The sequence below is a fragment of the Pseudundibacterium arcticum genome (assembly GCF_042646465.1).
In the GTDB taxonomy this organism is placed as follows: Bacteria; Pseudomonadota; Gammaproteobacteria; order Burkholderiales; family Burkholderiaceae_D; genus Undibacterium_A; species Undibacterium_A arcticum.
In genome coordinates, this window is record NZ_JBHRTP010000099.1 from 1 (window position 1) to 3,388 (window position 3,388).

The following is a 3,388-nucleotide window of genomic DNA, read 5'->3' on the forward strand; positions in this document are numbered from 1 at the left end:
GAATGGGTGTCCAGTTTGCCGTGAAATCGGTGTCCAGTTTGGTGTGGAATACGCACTGAAGGTGTAGCGCCAGCCATGATTGGCCGCCGCCTGGATGGGCTGGAAGATCGACTAGGCGTGAAGCTGTTGCAGCGAACTACCCGAAAAATTGCGCTGACCAACGAAGGGACGACGTTCCTGGAAGATTGCCAGCGGATCCTGGCCGACCTGCTTGATGCCGAGGCGGCGGTCTCGGAGCGAAGCGCCCGGGCCAGCGGCCATCTGATGATATCGGCGCCGTCCGGCTTCGGTCGACGTCACGTCGCACCAGTGATTCCGTCGTTCCTGTCCGAACATCGGGATGTAAATCTGACGCTCGATCTGAACGACCGTGTGGCCGACCTGATCGGTGAAGGGATTGACGTGGCGATCCGTATTGCGTCGTTGACGGATTCCAATCTGATCGGCGTCAAGCTGGCAGAGAATAAACGCGCTGTAGTCGCATCGCCCGCTTATCTGAAACGCCATGGAGTACCAACTTCACTGGACGACCTGGGGCAGCACAATTGTCTCGCGTTCAGCAGCGATGGCAGCCAGCGCGGCTGGACTTTCCGCAAGAATGGCAAGAATGTGACACTGAAAGTGGCTGGCAATATGGTCTGCAACGATGGCGAGGTGCTGCACGATTGGGCGTTGTCGGCCAAAGGTCTTGCGTGGCGCTCGATGTGGGAAGTCAGTGCCGAAATCGAGTCAGGAAAACTGGTTACCGTGCTCGATGAGTTCGCGGCGCCGGGCGGTGACATCTACGCAGTGTTCGCCCAACGGCGGCATTTGCCGCTTCGCATCCGTGCCTTCATCGATTTTTTGCGCCGTATTTATATGGAACCGGATTACTGGCGACGAGCCTGATTGTCCCAGGATTAAGACAAAAAAATCCCCGGCAAGCCGGGGATTTTTTCGCGTGGAGCAACATGTGCTCTGCGCAATTTTTTCAGACTTAGATAGGCTGAATATTCGAAGCTTGCTTGCCCTTAGGGCCGGCGGTTACTTCGAAAGAGACGCGCTGGTTCTCTTGAAGCGATTTGAAGCCGTTCGACTGGATAGCCGAAAAGTGCGCGAACAGATCTTCTCCGCCTTCATCAGGAGTGATGAAGCCGAAACCTTTAGAATCATTAAACCATTTTACGATACCAGTTGCCATTACAATTTCCTATTTCAGTTAAGTTGGGCTTTCGCCCGGTCGATCGTTTGAAGCAAGAAAGGAATGACAGACTAATACTGCACTACTACCTCGAATCTCAACGACCCCTTATTATACCCGATAACATCTGAAAAGTCCATGCCGTCCTGCACACTGCATCGAAAGATGTCTCTCGAACGACGATAATGAACACGATCCAGACTAACAGACGCGGTACAGTTTAAACCTAACTGACGAATGACAGATCGATTTTGCGCGGCGTCAAATAAATAATGACACTTGCACAACACGGCAGGCTCGACAAGGCCCGTAAATTAACGCACGGACCCTTGCCTGGACATTGCTCCAACCACCGGTTCGTCGTCCGCTGGACCATCTTGCGGCTTGCCGGCCATGTTCGTTACTGCATGTGCCAGCCATGACTGACAGTAATCGATTGCCCGGTCAACGCATTGCTGGCAAAACCGGCGAGAAAAACAGCGATTTGCGCCACATCTTGCACAGTCGTAAATTCACCATCCACCGTGTCTTTCAACATCACGTTCTTAATCACGTCCGCTTCGCTGATACCGAGTGTTTTGGCCTGCTCCGGAATCTGCTTATCTACCAACGGCGTACGCACAAATCCGGGACAAATTACATTGGCGCGGATATTGTCTTTGGCCCCTTCTTTTGCAACAACTTTAGCCAAGCCTAGCAATCCGTGTTTGGCAGCGACATACGGTGCCTTCAGCGGCGAGGCTTCATGCGAATGGACCGAGCCCATGTAAATAATGGCGCCACCTTTGCCGCCCTTGATCATCGCGCGCATACAGGCACGCGTAGTCAGAAACGCACCGTCCAGATGAATGGCCAATAATTTTTTCCAATCGTCGAGACGCAAATCCACGATGGGGCTAATGATCTGGATGCCAGCGTTACTGATCAGCACATCAACCGAACCATAGGCCGCTACAACGTCGGCGATACCCTTGTCGACCTGAGCCTCATCAGTGACATTCATCGCGACACCCATCGCAACGCCGCCAGTTCGGACGATCTCGTCGGCAGTGGCTGCAGCGGCTTCCAGCGACAGATCGGCGATCACGACCTTCGCGCCCGCTTTTGCGTATTCGAATGCGATTTCCTTGCCGATCCCGCTGGCGGCACCTGTAATTACAGCGACTTTATCCTTGAGCAACATATTTTTCCTTTATTTACTAGTGGCGACGATCTCGGGCAGCAGTACAAAGTGATAGTGCCAAGCCATGGTCGACGAAGCGGTCCAAAGGACTTCTAATACGGGCAAGTTGGCAGCCGGTCCCAAGGAACGCCAATTTAAGTCCAGCGCTCCGGGTTCGTCCGCGCCTTTAATCATGTATGGAATAATCGCACTGCGCATTAGCATATCGTCAAGGTACCCGATCCATATTGCAGCCGGCCCGAATAACCTAAATCGACGACACGGAATAAGGTATTGCGATGGACATCATAGCCTACCTGTGATTTGTCCGACAAGGCTGCGCTAGGGTCTGATTCGACTTCATGTACAACGTGCAATCTGCAAAATTCATCGAGACGCCTTTAACTATTCTGTGGGCAGACGCAAGAATTGCCCGGGCCGAAGAGTCGTTAAATCCGCATCTTCAATCAAGATCTGTTTCACGACGGCACCCTCAGGGCCCTGCCTGGCCCAATCGATGATTTTCTTAATCGCGTCGCTATCCCCCGAAACCAGCGCTTCGACGGAACCATCGCACCGATTACGAACCCACCCCGACAATCCGTACGAACGAGCCGAACGTTCGAACGCCACACGAAAGCCGACGCCTTGGACAAGACCAGTAATTTTGAGATTTTTGATCAAACCATCTCCTCGAAATGCTGATGGCTGGACACCGGCTGTACTCGCTGCGGGACGCAACGAATAACATGGGAGGATTGCCTCGGCCGCAATCTTTTTAGCATCATAGACTCAGGCTCGGTACGACCATTTGCCAACGGCCTGGTCGCGACGTGGCGACGGGTATTGTAAGAATTTTAGCGGGATAAAGAACAAAAGAAAGAAATGAGTTCAGTGGAACCCCGTCGAACCCCGTGACAAGCTGATTGATTCCAAATGACAATCTCGTTCGCCAAAGCAAAAACCCTCCGGCGCTAGGCGCCGGAGGGTTTTTGGGAATAACAAGCCTGACGATAACCTACTTTCACATGCGAATACACACTATC

3 protein-coding genes and 1 pseudogene are annotated in these 3,388 nt (G+C 52.8%); 1 reads left to right on the plus strand and 3 read right to left on the minus strand.

Annotated features, from left to right (window positions below):
- Window positions 1–51: 51 nt before the first annotated feature.
- Window positions 52–888, plus strand: a pseudogene (locus tag ACFOFO_RS24400) (substrate binding domain-containing protein); the annotation flags it as partial.
- Between the two features lie 88 nt (window positions 889–976).
- On the opposite strand, the gene ACFOFO_RS24405 reads toward ACFOFO_RS24400, so the two are convergent.
- The 3 genes from ACFOFO_RS24405 to ACFOFO_RS24415 form a co-directional block, all read right to left on the minus strand.
- Complete coding sequence (locus ACFOFO_RS24405) at window positions 977–1,180, minus strand: cold-shock protein (RefSeq protein ID WP_010398811.1); 204 nt, start codon at window positions 1,178–1,180, stop codon at window positions 977–979.
- A gap of 400 nt (window positions 1,181–1,580) precedes the next feature.
- Window positions 1,581–2,363, minus strand: a complete 783-nt coding sequence (locus tag ACFOFO_RS24410; protein ID WP_390333264.1) for a 3-hydroxybutyrate dehydrogenase — start codon at window positions 2,361–2,363, stop codon at window positions 1,581–1,583.
- A gap of 384 nt (window positions 2,364–2,747) precedes the next feature.
- Entirely contained in the window at window positions 2,748–3,026 is a 279-nt protein-coding gene (locus tag ACFOFO_RS24415; RefSeq protein ID WP_390333265.1) for an acylphosphatase, read from the minus strand.
- Window positions 3,027–3,388: the final 362 nt, after the last annotated feature.

Coding starts and splice junctions, on each gene's coding strand:
- ACFOFO_RS24405 (WP_010398811.1), bottom strand. CDS start 1,180: ATGGCAACTGGTATCGTAAAATGGTTTAATGATTCTAAAGGTTTCGGC.
- ACFOFO_RS24410 (WP_390333264.1), bottom strand. CDS start 2,363: ATGTTGCTCAAGGATAAAGTCGCTGTAATTACAGGTGCCGCCAGCGGG.